This window comes from Neobacillus sp. YIM B06451 (genome assembly GCF_032667185.1).
Taxonomy (GTDB): domain Bacteria; phylum Bacillota; class Bacilli; order Bacillales; family Cytobacillaceae; genus Bacillus_D.
The window spans coordinates 114,301-134,324 of record NZ_JAVFKJ010000008.1 but is presented as its reverse complement, the minus strand read 5'-3'; the positions used below and the strand labels follow the sequence as shown (position 1 = coordinate 134,324).

The following is a 20,024-nucleotide window of genomic DNA, read 5'->3' as shown; positions in this document are numbered from 1 at the left end:
GGCGATAAATCATTAGTAAGTCAGCGCAGCCCGACAGTGGAGATAGTCATTGCTCCCCAGCTGGTTGAACGCGAAGTCACCTGTGTCATAAATCGAAATCGAGGTCGGGTTTTCGGGCAGAACATCACGGCCGACCCGGTATGTGCCCTGCCGTTCTCCGACTGGTAAATACATCGGGCAGACAGCGGTCCAATCCAGTCCCGATTCCTTCAGGATAAGCCAGGCACTCAAATGTTCTTCCGCATCCTTCGTGCTTGTCCTCCGTGACTCATGCGATTGGAACCGGTACAGCTCTGGCGCTGTCCTCGCCTGGGTGATGCCGGCTGTGCTAACCATGATAATCCGCCTTATCTCGTTCTCCTTCATGGAGGAAACAATATGCGGCATGGAATCTGAAAGGACGGTAGAGCCGCCTGTGTTCAGCGAGCTGATTACCGCGCTGCAGCCCTTCATTGCGGTTCGCACATCGTCCAAGTTTGTGGCATCGCCATTGAAAATTTTCAGCCCGGGGCTGGTATGCTTCAGTTTTCCTGGATCCCGTACGAGCGCATGGACTCCGTAGCCGGCATTCAGACAGTTTTCAAGGATGACCGAGCCGACTCTTCCGGTTGCCCCAAACAGGCAAATGTTCATGAAAAATTCACCTTTCTGTCACTGGATTGTGATATTGCCCCTCTCCATTCATGGTATTTTTAAAATGGAAGAAACTATATAAAACAGGGGTGCTGTAAAATGTTTTCGGTAACGCTTACGATTGGCAGTCTAATGATTCTTGTCTATTATATCGGATATATGATTGCAAAACCCTGATTCTGCAGACGGCTGTCTGCAGTTTTTTTTTCGCCCCGGCTGAGCCCTTTTTATAACCCATTGTCCAAGCCCAGAAATTCTTCTGCCTCCCTCGCACATAACTGGAGCCCTTTCTCCCAGAAGCCGGGCGTGGTGATATCCCCGCCCAAATGCTGCATCACCAATTCTTCTACTGTCATTTTCCCGGAATCCCGTAACAGATTGATATAGCTTTTCTCGAATTCAGGGCCCTTCGTTTTAGCGGAGGCATAGATGCTTTGAGAGAATAAATATCCAAACGTGTAAGGGAAATTGTAGAAGGGCGATTTAGTCAGATAGAAATGCGGCGTCCAGATCCATGAACGGGCGGAAGGACTGCCGAACGAATCCATATATGCTTCATCCATTGCTTCCCGCATCAGCTTATTCAACCGTTCCGCCGGTACATAACCGCTTTGACGTTCCTTGTAAAAACGTTCTTCAAATAAGAAACGCGCGTGAATGTTCATGAAGTTCATAACACTCCGCTTTAACTTTTCATCGAGGATAAATCGTTTGTCTTCCCAGCTATCGGCCTTTTCGTAAGCCGCATTTAGTATTGCCAATTCCGAAAACGTTGAAGCCGTTTCGGCCAGGCTCATTGGATAATACCGATTCAGCCCGCCGACAGGTTTCATGGTATGGTTATGGAAAGCATGTCCCAGTTCGTGGGCTAGGGTCAAAACATTTGATATACTTCGGCCGTAAGTCATGGATATTCGGGACTCGCCCGAAAGTGGAAAGCCCGCGCAAAAGGCGGAGCCTGCTTTTCCGGAACGGTCCTCCGCTTCGACCCAGCGATTTTCAAAAGCGTGGCGTGCAAAGTCCTTCATTTCCGTACCAAGAGCTCCGAAATGTTCAATAATGAATTCCGCTGCCTCATCAAAGGGAATTTCTTGAGGTGTGGAAGTGGCGGGAGCCCAAAAATCATAGGATTGCAGTTTATCATTGCCAAACAGCTTTGCTTTGTGGTCAAGATATCCTGCGAATACAGCCTTATATTTCGTAACGGCGTTCCACATGGTGACGAGGGTTTCTTTTGTGATGCGGTTTTCCTGCAATGGAACCTCCAATACGTTATCAATGCCCCGTCTTTTATACATCTCGAGCCGGAAGCCGGCAATGTGGTTAAGGACTTTCGCGAAAAGCTCCTCTTTTTCCTTCAAGGCACCTTCCAGGGCATCATGCGCCCTTTTTCTCACAGTCCGGTCCGGATGGGAGCGCAAATTGATCGCCTGGCCAACAGACATCTCCTTTTCAGTTCCATCGAGTTGAATTGAAATTTTAATGCTGCTCATTAACGTCTGATAAAACTGTCCCCATGCATGGTAGCCGTCAACACTTAAATCCGCGAGAAGCTTTTCTTCTTTTTCGGAGAGCTGCCATTTAGCCTTTTTCCGCCATTCATTTAAAAGGAATCTGTAATCATCCAACTCTTCTGCGGCCAGCAACTGTTCCCAGGCATCGCTGGTTAAGGTTGTCATCTTGCTCTGGACAAGTTTTTCCGATTTATCGTATCGGCTATTCAAGGCAGCGGTTTTGCCCTGAAGGGATAGGGCATCCGGGTCTCTAGAATTTTGCGCGATAAGGCACGCAGTAAAGGAAGATGCCTGCGAGAGGTGGATGCGGATGTCGCCCAGGGAATCCAACAGCTTTTTAGTTTCATAGGGATTATGTATATTTGCCGTTTCTGCTTCAGCTACTAAATTATCAACCATGTGTTCTGTAAGGGCGATGTGTTGGGCGAGTTCACCTAGTGTTTTAAAAAGGCTGTCCAAATCCCATTTTTGCGGATACTTGTGTTTTTGCATATACTTTCCTCCGTGTTGGTTTTTGCGAACGTATATTCTTGTTTTAATCATCTCGTATTTAGAAGTTTTTTGCAAAAAATAAGAGGTGGTAAGATGGAATTGTAGAAGGGAGAAGGTAAATATGGACATTTCAATCAGGCAGGAAAAAGGAGCGGATTATCAAGCTGTGGAAGAAGTAATCAAGAGGGCATTCGCTGATGTGGCTATCAGTGACAAGACAGAGCATCAACTTGTTAAAAGGCTGAGGAGCTGCGAGGCGTTTATCCCGGAACTCTCGCTTGTCGCGGTTCATGAATGACTGGAGAATTGGTTGGACAGACCTTTTTACTTGATGAAAAAACCCTTTCCACAGTTCGGAAAGGGTTCTTCTGTCTTTAGGCGGAATAGAAATCGCCTAAGCCGTCGAAATTAACAATTCACTTTTTGCTGATGATTTTGTCGATAATCCCGTACTCCAAAGCCTCCTGTGCGCTCATGAAGAAATCGCGGTCAGTGTCCTTGGCGACTTTTTCAACCGGCTGGCCGGTACGTTCGGAAATGATGCCGTTGACATGCTCGCGCAGCTTCAGGATGCGCCGCGCTGAAATTTCGATTTCGGTTGCCTGGCCTCGGGCACCGCCGAGCGGCTGATGGATCATGATTTCGCTGTTCGGCAGGGCATATCGTTTACCTTTCGTTCCCGCAAGGAGCAGCATCGCTCCAAATGAAGCAGCCATACCGATGCAAATCGTGCTGATTTCCGGCTTGATGAGCTCCATTGTGTCAAAAATCGCAAACCCCGCGGTTGTCGAACCGCCCGGACTATTGATGTAAATAGAGATATCCTTTTCGGGATTATCCGCCTCTAGGAACAGCAGCTGCGCAATCACGCTGTTCGCAACCTGGTCGTTGATTTCGTCCCCGATAATGACAATCCGGTCCTTCAGAAGGCGTGAATAAATGTCATAGGACCGCTCCCCGCGGCTCGATTGTTCAATAACATATGGAATTGCTGCCAAATGAAATCCTCCCTCATTGCGCGGCCAGCCGGAACCCATTTTCTAGAGGGGTTACGCAGCCACACAGTAAAATTCGAGAGATGAACGGGAGTGCTTTTGCGGTGCCGGTTTACGGACTTCCACCAGCGAAGCGATTTTAGGGAGATTTTTTAATAAAATGGCTGGATCGCCCTGTATGAGCGCTTCGGAAAATAATTGCGCCATTAGTTCCTTGTCCTCATCGGTCTGCAGGGGGGCGACTGTATGGAGTTGCCGTTCTTTTTCCAGCCGACTTTTTGCCCGGTGAAGAAGCGACTTTACCGCCATTTCGGTCGTACCGAGCAAATCCGCGATTTCGCTGACCTGGTAGTGGAAGCCTTCTTTCAAAAAGAACATCACCGCTTGCTTTGGGGTAAGCTTTTCAATCAAAAGCTTTACGGCGTCCAGCCGGTCATTCGGCTCGCTCTCCTTTTCAGCAGCATCCCCGGGAACCCCGACAACCTCATGCGTCCCTTTCCTGGCAACGTCAATCCAATGGTGGTAAGCGATTTTTTTCAAAAGGGGGCCGGAAAGCCGGCTAGTCGTGTAATGCTCGATTCCTTTTAGGACTGCCGTCTGAAAAAGATCATCGGCTTCCCATTGATTCCTGGCCAGAAAGCGACAATACTTTTGCAGGGAATCGCACAGCTCTTCAAGCCGTTCTTCTTCAATCTCCGCAATGATTTTTTCCTCCGCTGGCGTGTTCTTGCTGGCAACCATTCAACGTCACTCCTTTTTGCCTCTCTGCCCTCTATAACGGTGGAAGCATTCAAAAAGATACGGGCAAGGAAAGTTTATTTTAAATTATTTTACCACTTGCTCCTTTGATACCCGAAATCTCACTAAATGTTTCGTTTTATAAAAAGAAAACCCCTTATTTGGCTTTTAAAAAGAAAAAAGGGGAAAATGGAATAAGGGAATGTAAAAGCATTTTGGCAATGGTAAGAGTCTTGTGAAAAAAGCCCGCATACAGCGCGGCGAGAATTGGGAGGAGAAAATGGACTACCGTATTGAAAAAGATACGCTCGGCGAAGTAAAGGTACCGGCTGACAAGCATTGGGGCGCTCAAACGCAAAGAAGCTTGGAAAATTTTAAAATCAGCACGGAAAAAATGCCACTCGACCTCGTTTACAGCTTGGCAACCGTCAAGTTGGCGGCGGCAGTCGTGAACAACGCGGCGGGAAAACTTTCGGATGAAAAGAAGGACGCCATTGTCCATGTATGTGCGGAAATCCTTGAAGGGAAATATGACAGCCATTTTCCGCTTGCGGTTTGGCAGACAGGCAGCGGGACCCAAACGAATATGAACGTCAACGAGGTCATTGCAAACAGGGCAAACGCGCTGCTTGAGAGTGAAGGCAGCGAAATCAGAATCCATCCGAATGACGATGTGAACATGTCACAAAGTTCGAATGACACCTTCCCGACGGCGATGCACATCGCTGGGTATGGAAAAGTTGTTTCGTCGCTGCTTCCGGCCATTGAAAGGCTTGCCGAAACCTTCCGCCAAAAAGAAAAGGATTACGAAGGCTTGATTAAAATTGGGCGCACCCATCTCCAGGATGCAACACCACTAACATTGGGACAGGAAATCAGCGGCTGGCGGACGATGCTTGAAAAAAGCGCTGCAATGATAAAAGAAGCGAGCAAGAGCCTGCTTGATTTGGCGATTGGCGGGACAGCGGTCGGGACAGGCATCAATGCGGCACCTGACTTTGGGGATCAAGTCGCCGAGGTCATTTCCGGGGTTACCGGCCATCCGTTCCGTTCATCCGCGAACAAGTTCCATGCGCTCACAAGCCATGATGAACTAGTTTACGTCCATGGCGCGATGAAGGGGCTGGCTGCTGATTTGATGAAAATCGCCAACGACATCAGGTGGCTTGCGAGCGGCCCTCGGAGCGGTATCGGTGAAATCACCATCCCGGCGAATGAACCGGGCAGTTCCATTATGCCCGGAAAGGTGAATCCGACCCAAAGCGAGGCGCTGACGATGGCGATCTGCCAAGTATTCGGGAATGACACAGCGATCGGCTTTGCCGCCAGCCAGGGGAATTTCGAGCTGAATGTATTCAAACCGGTCATCATTCATAACTTCCTTCAATCCGTCCGGCTCCTCGCCGATGGAATGGACTCATTCAATAAAAATTGCGCGATGGGCATCACAGCGAATGAAACAGCCATCAAGGCCCAAATGGAGCGCTCGCTCATGCTTGTCACGGCACTCAATCCGCACATCGGCTACGAAAAAGCCGCCCATATAGCCAAGCTTGCCTTCAATGAAAACCTGAGTTTGAAGGAAGCAGCGATTAAAACAGGCTACTTGACCGAAAAGGAATTTGGCGAATGGGTACGCCCGGAGAACATGGTGTAAACAAGGGACGGGTGAAGGGTTTTGAAGATGATTGTTCAACAGAATCATTTTAAAAACTTTTAAATGCAAAATGCCCCCCAGTATAAGGAGGCATCCTGCTATTGGCTGGGCTGGCCGGAATCGCACCGGCTCGCCGAGGCAAGCGTGTTGCCCGGCACTGGAACCCAACAGTAATATTCGAACAGTGCCTGGCACCACCCGAAAAATCTTGTTTCACAGGATGTTTCACAGGCGGTAATAAGCATGAATTCCACCCACCCAACTTGGAATCCCGTTGAAAGTGGATGGAATCCTGCCGCACTAACTAGTTTGGACAATAACGGCGCCATTATTCCGAGGCAAGAAGGGAAATTTTGCATAGAAACAACAGCACTGAAAACACTAAACAAAAAGGGAGGGGATTGGAAATGGGAGTATGCCCGGTCTGCAACGGACTGAAAAAAGTGGATGTGAACTGCGAAAACTGCTCAAACTTAATGGAAGAAAAGGGGCGTTACATGGATTACTTCGACGATTACAGCCCCTATATGCCAATCGACCAAATGAAACTTGAGGACGGCATACCGGACGACCTAAAAAACCGCCAATGCCCCCACCTCTACCGTTGCCCGGCGTGCGGGACTGATAGTGTGATTCTGATAGGAGAATAAAAAGTCCTTTCACTCCCGAAATGCGAACAGTGCCTGTCACTAACCGAATTTTCATGTTTCACAGGAGTGTTTCACGTAAAGAAATTCCCAAACCAAATGGTACCATGTACTATAATTTTACTTAATAAATAGACAGCTATGAACGCAAAGAGAGCGCCATCCCGCGGGACGGTGCTCTCTTTTGCATATCTTTTATTGTTCGCCTGCAGGACGGATGCGCAACTCGGTTTCAACATCGAAGAAGTGGACTTTGTTCATGTCGAAGGCAAGGTCAATTTTATCGTTCGGATGGATATCGGAGCGGGAGTCAACCCTTGCAACGAAATCCTGGCCGCCAAGGCTTGAATAAATCATTGTCTCCGCGCCTGTCAGTTCGGAAACTTCAACGGTAGCGGTAATTTTTGAGCCCTCGGACGCGTCTATGAACACAGGCTCATCATGGATGTCCTCAGGGCGGACGCCGAGTACAATTGGCTTCCCAGCGTAGCCTTGCTCCCGAAGGTATTTCATTTTTCCTTCCGGAACGGCTATCTTTACATCGCCAATAACGAACTTGCCATCTTCAAGTGTTCCGCTGAAAAAGTTCATCGCCGGTGATCCGATAAACCCGCCAACGAACACATTCGCAGGCTTTTCGTAAACCTCTTTTGGAGAACCGACCTGCTGGATGACGCCATCCTTCATAACAACAAGGCGGGTCGCCATTGTCATCGCTTCCGTTTGGTCGTGCGTTACGTAAATCGTCGTTGTGTTCAGGCGGCGGTGAAGCTTGGCGATTTCCGCGCGCATCTGGACACGTAGCTTTGCATCAAGGTTGGAGAGAGGCTCGTCCATTAGGAATACTTTCGCATCCCGGACAATCGCTCGGCCAAGGGCGACACGCTGGCGCTGACCGCCGGAAAGAGCTTTCGGTTTACGGGTCAGGTAGGTTTCGAGGCCAAGGATTTTCGCGGCCTCCTTAACCTTTTTATCAATTTCAGCTTTCGGGATCTTACGGAGCTTAAGGCCGAATGCCATGTTATCGTAGACTGTCATATGCGGGTAAAGGGCGTAGTTTTGGAAAACCATTGCGATATCGCGGTCTTTCGGGGCAACATCGTTGACCCGTTTTCCATCGATATAGAAATCGCCTTTCGTAATTTCCTCAAGGCCGGCAATCATCCTCAATGTCGTTGACTTTCCACATCCGGACGGGCCGACAAACACAATGAATTCCTTATCCTTGATGTGAAGGTTAAAATCTTCAACAGCTGTAACTTTGTTGTCGTACACTTTATAAATGTGATCGAGAATTAATTCTGCCATGTTTTAAATCCTCCTATAATAAATAAATAATCTCTTACATTAAGTGTACGTGAAACGCTTTCAAAACCATATGGACAGGCTGCACAAAGATAAGCCGCCCGTTTTTGGGCAAAGTGCCTGGGCTGTTGAAAGCAGACTTTTCATTAAATGAAAACAATGAAGCAGCAACATTTTTCCTATTTAATTGAAAAACATAGTAGCGAGGGGGCAGAGGACTGGTCCATTAAAAATCAAAAAAGACCGCCAAATGGGTTGGCGGCCCTTAGTTCGTTCCCCGGTCTCTGTCGTATAGAAGGCAGGCGAGGTATACGGTGAATGCGGAGTTGAAATCCTTTAGGCTTACTCCTGTCTTATCCGTAAATTTATCGACCCGGTATTGGAGCGTGTTCCGATGGATGTACAATTTTTTTGCGGCAAGGCTCGCATTCGACCCGTTTTCGAGAAATCCCTTTACCGTCGTGAACATCTCGTCGTCACTCCTGAACGCCTCCGCGAAAACAGCGTTCAACGCTTCGGCAAGCGGCCTGGGCAGCAGTGACGAGACATAGGCAGGGAAAACTTTTTCAAAAGTATAATACCCTTCCGAAGAAATATTCTTTTTCGCAAAATCAAAATAGTTCTGCTCCTCCCTGAACTGGCTAGGCAGCGCATCGGAAACTGGTAGCCGCCTCCCGATATAAATCCTCGTTTTTATGTAAAAATCGCTTTCGAAAGCGTCGGCCATTGAAGCAAGGTCCCGCTCGTCCAGGGAATATTCCCCGCGTTCCACCACTAAAGCCCTTCCTGACCCTTCCCACAGAACAAGAATATCTTCAGAGAAAAAACCCTTTATTGCCATTTCGAGCTCCTCATGGTCATGATTTTCTCCTAGGAATTCAAACTGGATGAGACGTACAGCTTCCTCTTCAAGACCTGCGGGTACCTTCCCGCCATAAAAAAGATATTCCTTCCATTGCTGAAGCAGAGGCGGCAGTTTTTCAGACGGCACCTCTGCCTGAACATAAATCGCCCTAAGAAGGTCCACCTCTTTTTGGCTGATAGATTTCTCAGGAATGGAAATCCACTTTCTTTCGGCTTCATTATGAAAAATATGAAATTTTTCTTGTCCCGGTATAGGCGGGCGGTCCGTAATAAAGGCTCCAGGGTATAAGGCGAGCAATTTTTCTAACATAACACTTCTCCTATTTTGCAAAAAAGTCAGTTAACTCAATTATAACAATGAAGCCAAGAATGCGAAAATGCCGGGCTCACCCGGCATTAACGATCGTACACATGGAACAGCATCAGCTCATGAATTTGTTTCTCCAATCCGGTCCGTTCGTCTCCATGTGGAGCATTCAAGCCCCACTCGATTTTGCCGTCCTGGAGGTAGCGGCCTGTGCGCTTAAGCTTTTGGTAAAAGAACGAAAACTCCCAGCCGGGAATATCCGTGTTTTTGTACAGTGGTTTGAATTGAAAATGTGTCAGCAATGCAATCCCCCCACTTCAATTGTACCGTACAGCCTCAAAAGGAGCGAGGAGGAAGCTAGCAAGTAAATCGGGCATTGTGGCCATGCTATCCAAACAGCCGGTTGAAAAAACCAAGAACCCATACAAGAATCGCCGTCAAGGAAACCGCCAAAAGAAGCATTTTCACCGGGGCTTCCTTCCATCCCGAACGCAACGGAGGAAGGGCATGCAGCGCGAAGGTTGCCAAAAATACTGCCAGTGGAATCCAATCAAGAATTGACTCTCGGTGCGACCCATCCAGTGCATTGGAAATCGTCTGGGCGAAAAAGTAAAAAAACGAACCCGCATGGGCTGCGCAAGCAACAAGGAATAGCGGCAGTGACCGCTTATTTTTAAACATGAAAACCGGCTCCTTCGAAAAACAGCATTTTTTCTATAGTATGTAATGAATTATACGCCGTACCTGGGAAAACAGTCTGCTTTTTCGGTATAATGAAAGAAAAATCGTAGGTTTTTGCGACCAGGAAAGAAGGGGTCGGCTTTGTTGCAAAAAGCAAATGAACTGTTAAAAACGTATTTCGGTTATCCGGCATTCAGGGAAGGGCAGGAGCGGGCCATCGCTTCGGTGCTAGAAAGCAGGAACACTCTTTGTGTTATGCCGACCGGAGGAGGGAAATCTGTTTGTTACCAAATACCGGCCCTGATGCTCCAGGGAACAACGGTTGTCATTTCCCCGCTTATTTCCTTGATGAAGGACCAGGTCGATGCGCTTGTCCAGCTTGGTGTCGATGCAGCTTACATCAACAGTTCGCTTTCAAGCCAGGAAGCGGCGGAACGGATGGAGGAAGCTCTGGCGGGAAGGTACAAGCTATTGTACATCGCTCCAGAGCGGCTGGAATCACCTTATTTTACCGATCAGCTTGGAAAAATGGACATCCCGCTCATAGCCGTCGATGAAGCGCATTGCATTTCCCAATGGGGCCACGATTTTCGGCCAAGCTACCGCCATATTGCGAAAATGGCGCAGGGACTTCGCAATCGGCCGGTGATGCTTGCGCTGACCGCTACGGCGACTCCGATAGTCCGTGATGATATTTGTTCCTCGCTCGGCATTGAAATAGGGAACGAGATCATAACCGGCTTTGAAAGGGAAAATCTTTCGTTTTCCGTTATAAAAGGCCAGGACCGTGGCAAGTTTCTGAAGCACTTTTTACAACAGAATGAAAAGGAAATAGGGATTATTTATGCCGCAACCCGCAAGACGGTCGACCAGCTGTATGAAAGCCTGAAAAGGGGCGGGATTTCGGTTTCCCGTTACCATGCCGGGATGAGCGACATGGACAGATTCGGAGAGCAGGAGCGTTTCCTCCACGATGAAGCGTCCGTGATGGTGGCCACTTCCGCATTCGGGATGGGCATCGATAAGAGCAACATTCGCTATGTTATCCATTATCAGCTCCCACGGAATATGGAGAGCTATTACCAGGAAGCGGGGCGCGCCGGCCGGGATGGCCTTCCGAGCTCGTGCATCGTCCTTTATTCGCCACAGGATATCCAGGTCCAGCGTTTTCTCATTGAACAATCAGTCGAGCGGAACCGGGCTGCATCTGAATTGGAAAAGCTTCAGGGCATGGCGGATTATTGCCACACCGAAAGCTGCCTCCAGGAATACATTCTCCGCTATTTCGGGGAAACTGACACAGAACCGTGCGGCCGCTGCGGCAATTGCACCGATTCGCGGGAAAGCGAAGATGTTACGACCGAAGCGCAAATGGCCCTCTCCTGCATCATCCGGATGGGGCAACGCTTCGGCAAGGCGCTCACCGCCCAGGTTTTGACCGGTTCGCAAAACAAAAAGATCGCTGAATTTGGCTTTGATAAACTCTCAACATACGGAATTATGAAGGAGTGGACCGCGAAGGATGCGGCCAGTTTTATCGAGTTTTTGATTTCCGAGGACTTTATCGGGGTGGAACACGGTACCTATCCGACTATTTATGTTTCGCCCAAGGGGAAGGAAGTTTTGCAGGGAAGGCTGCGGGTTACACGGAAGGCAGCCGTCCGGTCCGTGGAAATTTCGGTTGAAGACCCGCTTTTCGAAGAACTGAGGGTTATAAGGAAGCAGCTTGCGGAAGCCGCGAATGTCCCGCCGTTCGTCGTCTTCTCTGATGCCTCACTGAAAGATATGTGCCTAAAGCTCCCACAATCGGAGGAAGATTTCCTTGAGGTAAGCGGAGTGGGCGCGAGTAAGCTCGAAAAGTACGGCGAACCGTTCATATCGGCGATTCAGAAGTTTCTGGCTGAGCATCCCGACCGTCAGCCTGTTTTTGAAGAGGCAAAGCCAGTGAAAAAACGCCCCGCGGCGAAACCGACAAGCGACTCCCATCTCGAAACACACCGGCTGCACCTTGAAGGCCAATCGGCTGAAGCTATCGCCGCCAGCCGGGGGCTTGCCGTGAGCACCGTTGAAAACCATCTATTAACCTGCCACCAGAAGGGGATGCCGGTTCACTTTGAGAACCTGATTCCTGAGGAGTTTTTGCCGCTACTGGAAAAAGCGGTCGCCGAAGCCGGGCGGGAACGGCTGAAGCCAATTAAGGAACTTCTTCCCGAAGAGGTATCTTATTTTATGATTAAAGCATTTTTAATAATCGAAAAGAGCCGCATGCTATCCTAGCTGCGGCTTTCGTTTTCTGTAGTATTTTTTCCAAAAATAACTATTCGTTATGTTAAACTATTCCTAGATTAACAGAAATGGGTGATCCTTATTTTACATAATGAAGAAGTGGTCCTGGCACTTAGGAACCTACGGAAAAATTATGGTGCTAAGCCGGTGCTGCAGGGAATCGACCTTACCGTTACCCGCGGGCAAATCATTGGATATATCGGGCCGAACGGAGCGGGAAAAAGTACGACAATCAAGCTGCTCCTCGGCCTTGAGGAAAACTATCAGGGAGAAATAGAAATCTTCGGGCAAAAGCTCAAATCCGGAGATTATGAGTATAAACGAAAAATAGGCTATGTACCGGAAATTGCTGAGCTTTATGACAACCTGACGGCAATCGAGTACCTAACCTTTACGGGTGAACTGTACGGGATGGACCCTGAAAAAGCGGAAGTGAAGGCAAAAAAGCTGATGCGTGCATTTGGCCTCGATAACGTGTTCTATAGCCGGATTTCGTCTTTTTCAAAAGGGATGAAGCAAAAGGTGATGATTATCTCGAGCCTCCTCCACGATCCTGAACTGCTGTTCCTCGATGAGCCGCTAAGCGGGCTTGATGCGAATTCGGTTATGATTTTCAAGGAAATCCTCTCCCAGCTTGCAGCCAGCGGGAAAACGATTTTCTATTCCTCGCATATCATGGATGTGGTTGAAAAAATCAGCAACAGGATCATACTGCTTTATGGCGGAAAAATTGTCGCGGACGGAAGTTTTGAACAATTGAAGGAACAAAGCGCGGAGGGATCCCTGGAACAAATTTTCAACCAGCTGACAGGCTTTGATGAATTCAGGGATTTGGCGGGCGAATTTGTTTCAATCGTCCGGGAGGTGTGATTCTTGGAGGATTTAAGGACGTTGAGGGTGCTCGACAAGTTCAGATGGATGTTTGAGCAGCTCGGTGCCGACTATCCGGTTATGAGGAATATCCTTGCTATGAAGCTGACGATGGACCAAAGAAGGGCGCCGACCATCCTTGGCGGGGCTAGGAAAAAGATCGATCACAAGGATGAAGAAGAGAATCGCTTTATGAAGTCGCTTTGGGTCTATTCGATTTTTGGGCTCCTTCTGCTGCCGCTGATACTGATGGGGGACCATTTTTTCTTTCAAATGACAACCTTTTTCGGTATTTTGATGTTTCTAATCATGACGTCGCTCATTTCGGATTTTTCGGCGGTCCTCCTGGATTTGAGGGACCGGAATATTCTTTTGGCCGGACCTGTTGGCAGAAAGACGATCAGCCTTGCCCGCGCAGTACACATTTCAGTTTATTTGTTTTTCCTGACTGGCTCTTTGGCGGCAGCGCCATTGCTTGCGGGGCTATTCAGGCACGGCCCGGCCTTTTTCCTAATTTTCGCGGCAGCGCTTATTTTCGTCGATTTGCTGATCATGGCGGCAACAGCTTTGGTGTATTATTTCATTCTCCGCTTTTTTGATGGGGAGAAGCTCCGGGACATTATTAACTATGTACAAATTTTCCTGTCTGTTTCACTCGCACTAGGGTATCAGCTTGTTGGGAGAACATTCGAACTGATCGAAATGGAAAGGGCAATTGATCCGGCATGGTGGCATGCGCTCCTTCCGCCGGTTTGGTTCGGCTCCCTGTTCGAACTCGGCATGAATGGAGCCACCTCGCCCCAGCTAGCTTTGTTCGCGATTTTAGCCGTTTTGGGGCCGGCAGGAGCGTGGGTTTTGTATGTAAAAAAGATGCCTGCATTCGAAAGCGGAATCCAAAAACTTTCATCGGGAAGTGGGCCGAGCCGGGTAAAGGTGCCTCCTTTAAATACGGTGGCATCAAGGCTGCTGTGCCGGGATCGGGAAGAGCGGGCCTTTTACAGGTTCGCGGTCGCAATGATGAAAACCGAACGCGATTTCCGGCTCAAAGTATATCCGTCAATCGGCCTGTCGCTTGTTGTCCCACTTATTCTCCTTTTAAACCAAATCAGGTGGGAGTCTTTCGAAAGCCTTGTCCATAGCAAGTATTATTTAGCCATTTACATGGCTGCGATTGTCATTCCGACATCGATCATGATGCTAAAATACTCGGGGCGTTATAAAGGCTCATGGCTGTTCGGGGCGGCGCCTTTAAAAACATTTGCCCCATTTTACAGTGGAACATTAAAAGCCTTTCTAAGCAGGCTGTTTTTTCCGGTATACGCCATAGCCGGCTTGATTTTTTGTTCAATTTTCGGGTTTGGGGTGCTGCCAGATATTATAGGGGCTTTTCTAGCCGCAATCGTCTATACCGTGTTTTGTACGTATTTGTTGAAAGGGTCTTTGCCGTTTTCGGAATCCTTCGAGGCAAGCCAGGAAAGCGAAGGCTGGAAAATCATTCTCTACCTCATACCAATGTTCGCCTTTATGGGTGTCCATTATGTATTTACTTTCCTCCCATATGGCAGTTATCTTTACATCCTCATCATGCTTGTCACAGCCTCGGTCTCCTGGAGACATGCTGCACGCAGGATTTGGGTCTGAAAAGTAGGGCAGGGACGTTTTATTCTTAATTTCAATCTGGCTTTATTAAAAATGGGAACGTTCCCTTCGCCTCACAATAAGGCAATGGATTCGTTCCCTATTCTTATTATCTATAGATTTCCTCGGGTGCCTTGACTGATTTTTCTGAGAGGTGAATGGCGAAGTCGATTGGCAGTTTTCTTGTTAAATATTCGTATTTGCGCATTCCGCGGTGGTGGAAAATTGACCTGCCTGGTTTGGAATTGACCTCGAACAGCCAGACAATGCCGTCCCGATCAATCCCGAAGTCAAAGCCGAATTCAGCGGTTATTCCATCGAGCCGCTCCTCGAGTATTTCGCTTAGCTCCAAAGCTGCCCTCGTTAATTTCCGTTCATATTCAGTTGCACCTTTTTCCCCGAATAGCTCCTTTAGAGTATGGACGTCACCGCCGTTTCTGACATGGGTCGTGATGCTTCCGAACCCCGCCTGTTTTCCGGCGATGGCTGTTACCTGCCACTTCCCTTTCCCGTCCTTATTCGTATGGACCCTGAAATCGACAGGCCTGCCGTCCACTTTTAAAAGCAGGATCCTTTGCTGAATCAACAAATTTTTAAGGCCGCGCTTGCCAAACATCTTGGAAGTGAGCGCGTGCAGACTAGAGAACTTCAATAGTTTATTTTTCCCATTTTGATCCCTGAAGCGGCAATAACAGGTTGAGCCGGGAAATTCGGCGATTACTTGGCGGATTCCAAGGCCCAGCGTCCCGTGAATAGGCTTTAAGTAGATGGAGCCATGCTTATCGAGCAAGCGCCTGGTCTCGGCGATTGAAGTGAACAAGTGGGTCTCCGGCAAGTATTTTTGCGCATCCTGGCTATCCTTAAGCCGTTCGAAAATATCCAATTTGTTGAAGAACCCTGGATTGAACCATGGAATTAAATAGTCCTGTTGAAGCCTTTCTTTTGCTAATTTGCTTTCGGGTCTCGTCTCACTTCTTCTAGTCGGCATTCGGTCATAAACCACATTTGGAAATGGAACAAGCCCCGTCTCCCAATGTCCTTCGTTAAAAAAATAGCCTTTGATTAAATTTTTCTCCCAATCGATTGCCTGCCCGGTAAAAAGGAAACCTGAAGCACCTGAGGAGCTGCATGTCTCCAACAATTTTGAAAACGAATTGGTCCTGTCACCCGCCGGATTTTCGCTTGATTCAATGAGCCCGGATGTAAAAATGCCGATCAAAGGACCTAAAAACAAGGTATCTTCGTTTGAAAAGATGCCAAGCTTTACGGCATTTTCAGGAATACGAAGTTCTTCAATGACCGCCTTGCTGATTCCGAGACTTTCCTCACCATCGGGATGGGGCAAGATAGCAGCATCCATGGATGCTGAGCCGAATGCCGCTTTTCGAACAGACGGCATAGGCCCGAGCCGGGAAGGATAATAAACAATGGGCTTGTCATGCTCGATTGTTTCAACAGGATAAAACTTTACCATTTGACTCACGTCCTTTTCGCTTTAAAAGGATGGAAGATTTTTAAATAAAATTGAATGGAACCTTCTTCCCCCGGTATCGTATGAATGTCAGTAGCGCGTGTACCTCGAGGTGTAAACAATCGGCCTTTCTTGCAATGTTTAGCAAAGGGAGCTTTTCTCGTAATAAAGAAATCAACGCCCAAAGTAAATAAAAAGGGTAAGCCTTTATGATTTTTGGGTAAAGATGGGCAAAAACTGTTATAGTATCGTATGTACAGGACAAACAAAACGTTCGTGTTATTTTTCGGAAAGGTTGATCCATAATGAATGTATTTATAACAATCTTGTTTATGGTGGTTATTGGCGCGTTTATCAACGGATTGACGAACCATCTGGCTATTAAAATGTTATTCAGGCCGTACAACCCCATCTATATTGGAAAATGGCGCGTCCCTTTTACTCCCGGGCTGATTCCGAAAAGGCGGGACGAGATGGCGGTTCAAATGGGAAAGATGGTCGTTGAGCATCTGGTTACACCGGAAATTATCCGCTCCAAATTTATGAATAAAGATTTTCAGCATGATATGACCGAGCTCGTCAAAAAGGAGCTCCGGACACTTATGGAATCCGATATGACAATAAATAGCCTGCTAGAAAAGGCGGGAATCGAGGACGGAACAGAGCGGATTGAAAAAAGGATTGGGCGGTTTGTCGAAGGGGTTTATGAAAAAGCGATGGGCAAATACCGCGGCCAGCCGATTGCGGCCGTCCTTCCTCAGCCGCTCCTGGAAGGGGCCGAGCGGAAGATCCCGGAAATCACCGCCTATATCCTTGGAAAAGGCGAGGATTACTTCTCCAGCTTTGAAGGCAAGGTGCGGATCCAGGTGATGTTTGACGAGTTTTTCAAGGATAAGGGAATGATAGGCAGTATGATACAGAGGGTTCTTGGTAATGTAAGCTTTGCTGATCGAATCCAGCCTGAAATCATCAAGTTTTTCAAAAGCGATGGTGCCCATCTCCTAATTACGAACATCCTACAAAAAGAGTTGGAAAAACTTCTTGAGCGTGATGCGGCTGAACTGGAAGAGATGGCCGGCAGGGAAAAGATTGTTTCTGCCCTAAAGGATTATGCAGTCAATCTTGCCGGGACGGAGAAGCTTTTGGGAACGCCTGCATCCGAGCTGCTTGCTTCTTATAAAGAAACGATTCTTGAGCGCATGGCCCCGAATATTGTTGTTATGCTAGGAGATTGGCTTACATCAAGAATTGAAATGATGATGGAGAAGCTTCATTTACAGGAACTTGTCCGCGCCCAGGTGGAGACCTTTTCGCTTGATCGGCTTGAGGATATGGTTATCGGGATTACAAGTAGAGAGTTGAAAATGATCACGTATCTTGGTGCGCTGCTCGGAGGCATTATAGGCATTTTTCAAGGTATATTTGCGGTACTGTTTTCATAGGATATACCGTTATGGCGTTTTTCGCGGGGCATTTCCTTCACGCGCCCTGTTTTGGTATAGTGGACAGGAATGCCACATTAACTAAGGGAGTGTTACCATGGCAGTAAATTTATATGACGCCGCCTACGAGCTTGAAAAGGCAATCAGGCAGAGCGATGAATTCAAACGGTTGAAGCAGGTATATGATGAGGTCAATGCCGATCAATCGGCGAAGAGGATGTTTGAAAACTTCCGCAATATCCAATTGAACCTGCAGCAAAAGCAGATGATGGGACAGGAAATCAGCCATGAAGAAGTTGACCAGGCGCAGAAATCGGTTGCTCTTGTCCAGCAGCATCCCGTCATTTCCAGGCTTATGGAGGCGGAGCAAAGGATGGGCATGGTCATCGGTGAATTGAACCAGCTTATTATGAAGCCGCTTGAAGAATTGTACGGAAATCCGAATAGGTAATGAAACAGATATTGGCTGCTTCGGACTCGCATCGGCAGTAGAAACAAAGCCTGTTCGATACGAAGCTGCTTAAGGGCTCGTTCTATTGTTGAAACCAATGAAACATCCCGGCAAGTAAGGTTTGCCGGGATGTTTTTTTTTAGGATGCCCATGAATTTCCGATAGCCCTTGTACCAGGAGGAAAGTATAATGTAAGGGTTAACTGAAAACGTTATTCTACGGTTTCCCACCAATGGCTGTTGGCTCGTTATATGCTGTCAACTTACTGGCCCCACCACTAGTCCTTCTCCCATGAATATGGGAGCAAGAGCCCATTTGGAAACCTGAATGAACAGGAATTTTGTTTAACAAGGCCGTTTTGTGTTATAAAACTAAGAACTGCAGGTTTCCATAATCGGCGGTACCGGCCGTCGAAGAATTTCCACCCAATTGGATTCTACGGACCCTTGATAGGGAATCCTGAAGGACAAAGGAAACATTGCTTTTAACTAATAATCGGGGTGAACACAATGCCGTCTATTATTCTCACCATCATTGTAATTAACATTTTGTATGTTTCCTTGTTTACATTAAGGATGATGATTGTTATCAAAGGATACAGGACCCTTGCATCCATTTTGTCGATGGGCGAGGTTTTTGTTTACCTGATGGGCCTGACGATTGTCCTTGATAACCTTGACAAGCCGCTTAATATTGCCGCCTACTGTTTTGGCTGGGGCCTTGGAGTATTTATCGGCAGTAAAATTGAAGGTTATCTGGCACTTGGCTATGTTGTAATGGAAGTGATCGTGGATTCGTCGGATTTAACCGTTCCTACAAAAATTCGCGAGAAAGGGTATGGCGTCACTTCATGGGTAGCCGACGGGAAGGATGGCAGACGCCTGGTAATGAAGGTGCTCGCAAAGCGGAAGAACGAGCAAAAGCTAAAAAAACTGATTCTCTCGTTATACCCAAAAGCCTTTATGATTTCATACGAACCTACCCACTTTAATGGTGGATTCATGCTGGGTCGGCTTCGTTAACGTTATTGCAGATTTACATTGGAGCGCTGGCCAAATAGGGCCGGTGCTTTATTTTTCGCCATGCCTGTTCTATTAAAATCCTTTCATACATACAAGTGAAATAAGGATGATTCCATGAGGACAGGGGGCACCACCATGATTTACCGAATGCTTGCTCTGAATATCGACGGAACGCTTCTCGAAAGCAGCGGAAAACTTCATAAAACAACAAAGGAAGCAATCCGGTATGCGCAGGAAAAGGGGGTATGTATCACCCTCCTAACGTCACGCAACTTTGCATCAGCGAAAAAGGTTGCGCGTGCATTGAAGTTGAAAGGGCTATTCGCCTCCCATCACGGAGCTTATATATCAACCGCCAATGACAAACCGGAATTTGTTAAAAGGATCAGTGAGGACGTCACTTATGAGATTGTCCGGTTCCTTGAAAGTTTCCAATGCCAAATCCGGCTTGTGCACGAGAAGTTTTCGCTCGGTAACAAGCTCCATTTGAATAATAATCTATTGGCCAAAGCCATTTTCACTTCTGGGGACCCGCTTGCGTATTCGCACCAGTTTGTTGCCGATTTAAGTGACGCGCTTGTCGATACGCCAGTTGCTCCGCCTAAAATTGAAGCGTATTTCGAAGCCGAGCAGGACTTGGAAGATGCGCGCAAGGCGTTGGGAAAGATGTTTAGCGAGGTTGAGGCGGCATGCAGTGCCCCGGGAAAGCTGGATATTGTTCCGGCGGGCGTTTCCAAACTGTCAGGCCTGATTTACATCTGTGACCGTCTTGGAATTAGCTTGAAGGAAGTAGTGGCAATTGGCAATGGTACGGACGATATCCCATTTATCCAGGCTGCTGGACTAGGGGTGGCCATGGGCAATGCCCCGTACGAAGTAAAACGTGCCGCTGACTGGATAACCCGTTCGGAAAACGAGCACGGCGTCGCCTATATGGTAAGGGAACATTTCAGGAGACAGCATCCAATCGCTTTTTTACAGAAAATGAACATTATAAAGAAGTAGCACTAC

At 47.7% G+C, this 20,024-nt stretch carries 19 protein-coding genes; 10 read left to right on the top strand and 9 right to left on the bottom strand.

The window, feature by feature from the left end; genetic code table 11:
• Window positions 1-12: 12 nt before the first annotated feature.
• Both RB160_RS14845 and RB160_RS14840 read right to left on the bottom strand, forming a co-directional pair.
• On the bottom strand, window positions 13-633 hold the full coding sequence (locus tag RB160_RS14845) for an NAD(P)-dependent oxidoreductase (RefSeq protein ID WP_316571203.1): 621 nt from the start codon (window positions 631-633) through the stop codon (window positions 13-15).
• Window positions 634-860: 227 nt separating this feature from the next.
• Window positions 861-2,639, bottom strand: coding sequence for a M3 family oligoendopeptidase (locus tag RB160_RS14840; protein ID WP_316571202.1), 1,779 nt, complete (start codon window positions 2,637-2,639; stop codon window positions 861-863).
• 121 nt (window positions 2,640-2,760) lie between these two features.
• Here RB160_RS14840 and RB160_RS14835 point away from each other — a divergent pair, with 121 nt between their 5' ends.
• Window positions 2,761-2,937, top strand: a complete 177-nt coding sequence (locus RB160_RS14835; protein WP_316571201.1) for a hypothetical protein — start codon at window positions 2,761-2,763, stop codon at window positions 2,935-2,937.
• Window positions 2,938-3,055: 118 nt separating this feature from the next.
• On the opposite strand, the gene clpP is transcribed toward RB160_RS14835, so the two are convergent.
• Both clpP and RB160_RS14825 read right to left on the bottom strand, forming a co-directional pair.
• The gene (clpP, locus tag RB160_RS14830; RefSeq protein WP_053365440.1) at window positions 3,056-3,637 is read right to left on the bottom strand and encodes an ATP-dependent Clp endopeptidase proteolytic subunit ClpP; all 582 of its coding nucleotides are present in this window, start codon (window positions 3,635-3,637) and stop codon (window positions 3,056-3,058) included.
• Between the two features lie 51 nt (window positions 3,638-3,688).
• Window positions 3,689-4,375: a sigma-70 family RNA polymerase sigma factor gene (locus tag RB160_RS14825; RefSeq protein ID WP_316571200.1), complete on the bottom strand. Its 687-nt coding sequence runs from the start codon at window positions 4,373-4,375 to the stop codon at window positions 3,689-3,691.
• Between the two features lie 277 nt (window positions 4,376-4,652).
• Between RB160_RS14825 and fumC the strand changes: the two genes are divergently transcribed.
• Entirely contained in the window at window positions 4,653-6,029 is a 1,377-nt protein-coding gene (gene fumC / locus RB160_RS14820) for a class II fumarate hydratase (protein ID WP_316571199.1), read from the top strand.
• Window positions 6,030-6,436: 407 nt separating this feature from the next.
• On the top strand, window positions 6,437-6,679 hold the full coding sequence (locus RB160_RS14815; RefSeq protein ID WP_316571198.1) for a hypothetical protein: 243 nt from the start codon (window positions 6,437-6,439) through the stop codon (window positions 6,677-6,679).
• Window positions 6,680-6,871: 192 nt separating this feature from the next.
• Here the strand turns inward: RB160_RS14815 and RB160_RS14810 are convergent, their stop codons facing one another.
• The 4 genes from RB160_RS14810 to RB160_RS14795 all read right to left on the bottom strand — a co-directional run bounded on the left by RB160_RS14810 (window position 6,872) and on the right by RB160_RS14795 (window position 9,833).
• Window positions 6,872-7,984 (bottom strand): ABC transporter ATP-binding protein, encoded by a 1,113-nt coding sequence (locus RB160_RS14810; RefSeq protein ID WP_316571197.1) that lies wholly within the window; start codon window positions 7,982-7,984, stop codon window positions 6,872-6,874.
• 262 nt (window positions 7,985-8,246) lie between these two features.
• Window positions 8,247-9,155 carry a PucR family transcriptional regulator gene (locus RB160_RS14805; RefSeq protein WP_316571196.1) on the bottom strand — a complete coding sequence of 303 codons (909 nt, stop codon included), beginning with the start codon at window positions 9,153-9,155 and terminating at the stop codon, window positions 8,247-8,249.
• Between the two features lie 86 nt (window positions 9,156-9,241).
• Entirely contained in the window at window positions 9,242-9,454 is a 213-nt protein-coding gene (locus RB160_RS14800) for a YheE family protein (protein ID WP_316571195.1), read from the bottom strand.
• 85 nt (window positions 9,455-9,539) lie between these two features.
• Complete coding sequence (locus tag RB160_RS14795) at window positions 9,540-9,833, bottom strand: hypothetical protein (protein ID WP_316571194.1); 294 nt, start codon at window positions 9,831-9,833, stop codon at window positions 9,540-9,542.
• A gap of 141 nt (window positions 9,834-9,974) precedes the next feature.
• Between RB160_RS14795 and recQ the strand changes: the two genes are divergently transcribed.
• From recQ to RB160_RS14780, 3 genes are all read left to right on the top strand, one after another.
• On the top strand, window positions 9,975-12,110 hold the full coding sequence (gene recQ / locus RB160_RS14790) for a DNA helicase RecQ (protein WP_316571193.1): 2,136 nt from the start codon (window positions 9,975-9,977) through the stop codon (window positions 12,108-12,110).
• A gap of 90 nt (window positions 12,111-12,200) precedes the next feature.
• Window positions 12,201-12,989, top strand: a complete 789-nt coding sequence (locus RB160_RS14785) for an ABC transporter ATP-binding protein (RefSeq protein WP_316571239.1) — start codon at window positions 12,201-12,203, stop codon at window positions 12,987-12,989.
• 3 nt (window positions 12,990-12,992) lie between these two features.
• A complete protein-coding gene (locus RB160_RS14780; protein WP_316571192.1) occupies window positions 12,993-14,630 on the top strand; it encodes a hypothetical protein in 1,638 nt (545 codons plus the stop codon).
• 106 nt (window positions 14,631-14,736) lie between these two features.
• Here the strand turns inward: RB160_RS14780 and RB160_RS14775 are convergent, their stop codons facing one another.
• The gene (locus RB160_RS14775; RefSeq protein ID WP_316571191.1) at window positions 14,737-16,101 is read right to left on the bottom strand and encodes a YheC/YheD family endospore coat-associated protein; all 1,365 of its coding nucleotides are present in this window, start codon (window positions 16,099-16,101) and stop codon (window positions 14,737-14,739) included.
• A gap of 302 nt (window positions 16,102-16,403) precedes the next feature.
• On the opposite strand from RB160_RS14775, the gene RB160_RS14770 reads away from it, so the two are divergent.
• The 4 genes from RB160_RS14770 (at window position 16,404) to RB160_RS14755 (ending at window position 20,018) form a co-directional block, all read left to right on the top strand.
• Window positions 16,404-17,540: a DUF445 domain-containing protein gene (locus RB160_RS14770; RefSeq protein ID WP_316571190.1), complete on the top strand. Its 1,137-nt coding sequence runs from the start codon at window positions 16,404-16,406 to the stop codon at window positions 17,538-17,540.
• A 97-nt stretch (window positions 17,541-17,637) separates the two neighbouring features.
• Window positions 17,638-17,991 carry a YlbF/YmcA family competence regulator gene (locus RB160_RS14765; protein WP_316571189.1) on the top strand — a complete coding sequence of 118 codons (354 nt, stop codon included), beginning with the start codon at window positions 17,638-17,640 and terminating at the stop codon, window positions 17,989-17,991.
• A gap of 509 nt (window positions 17,992-18,500) precedes the next feature.
• Complete coding sequence (locus RB160_RS14760) at window positions 18,501-19,013, top strand: DUF2179 domain-containing protein (protein ID WP_316571188.1); 513 nt, start codon at window positions 18,501-18,503, stop codon at window positions 19,011-19,013.
• Between the two features lie 135 nt (window positions 19,014-19,148).
• Window positions 19,149-20,018 (top strand): Cof-type HAD-IIB family hydrolase, encoded by an 870-nt coding sequence (locus RB160_RS14755; protein WP_316571187.1) that lies wholly within the window; start codon window positions 19,149-19,151, stop codon window positions 20,016-20,018.
• Window positions 20,019-20,024: the final 6 nt, after the last annotated feature.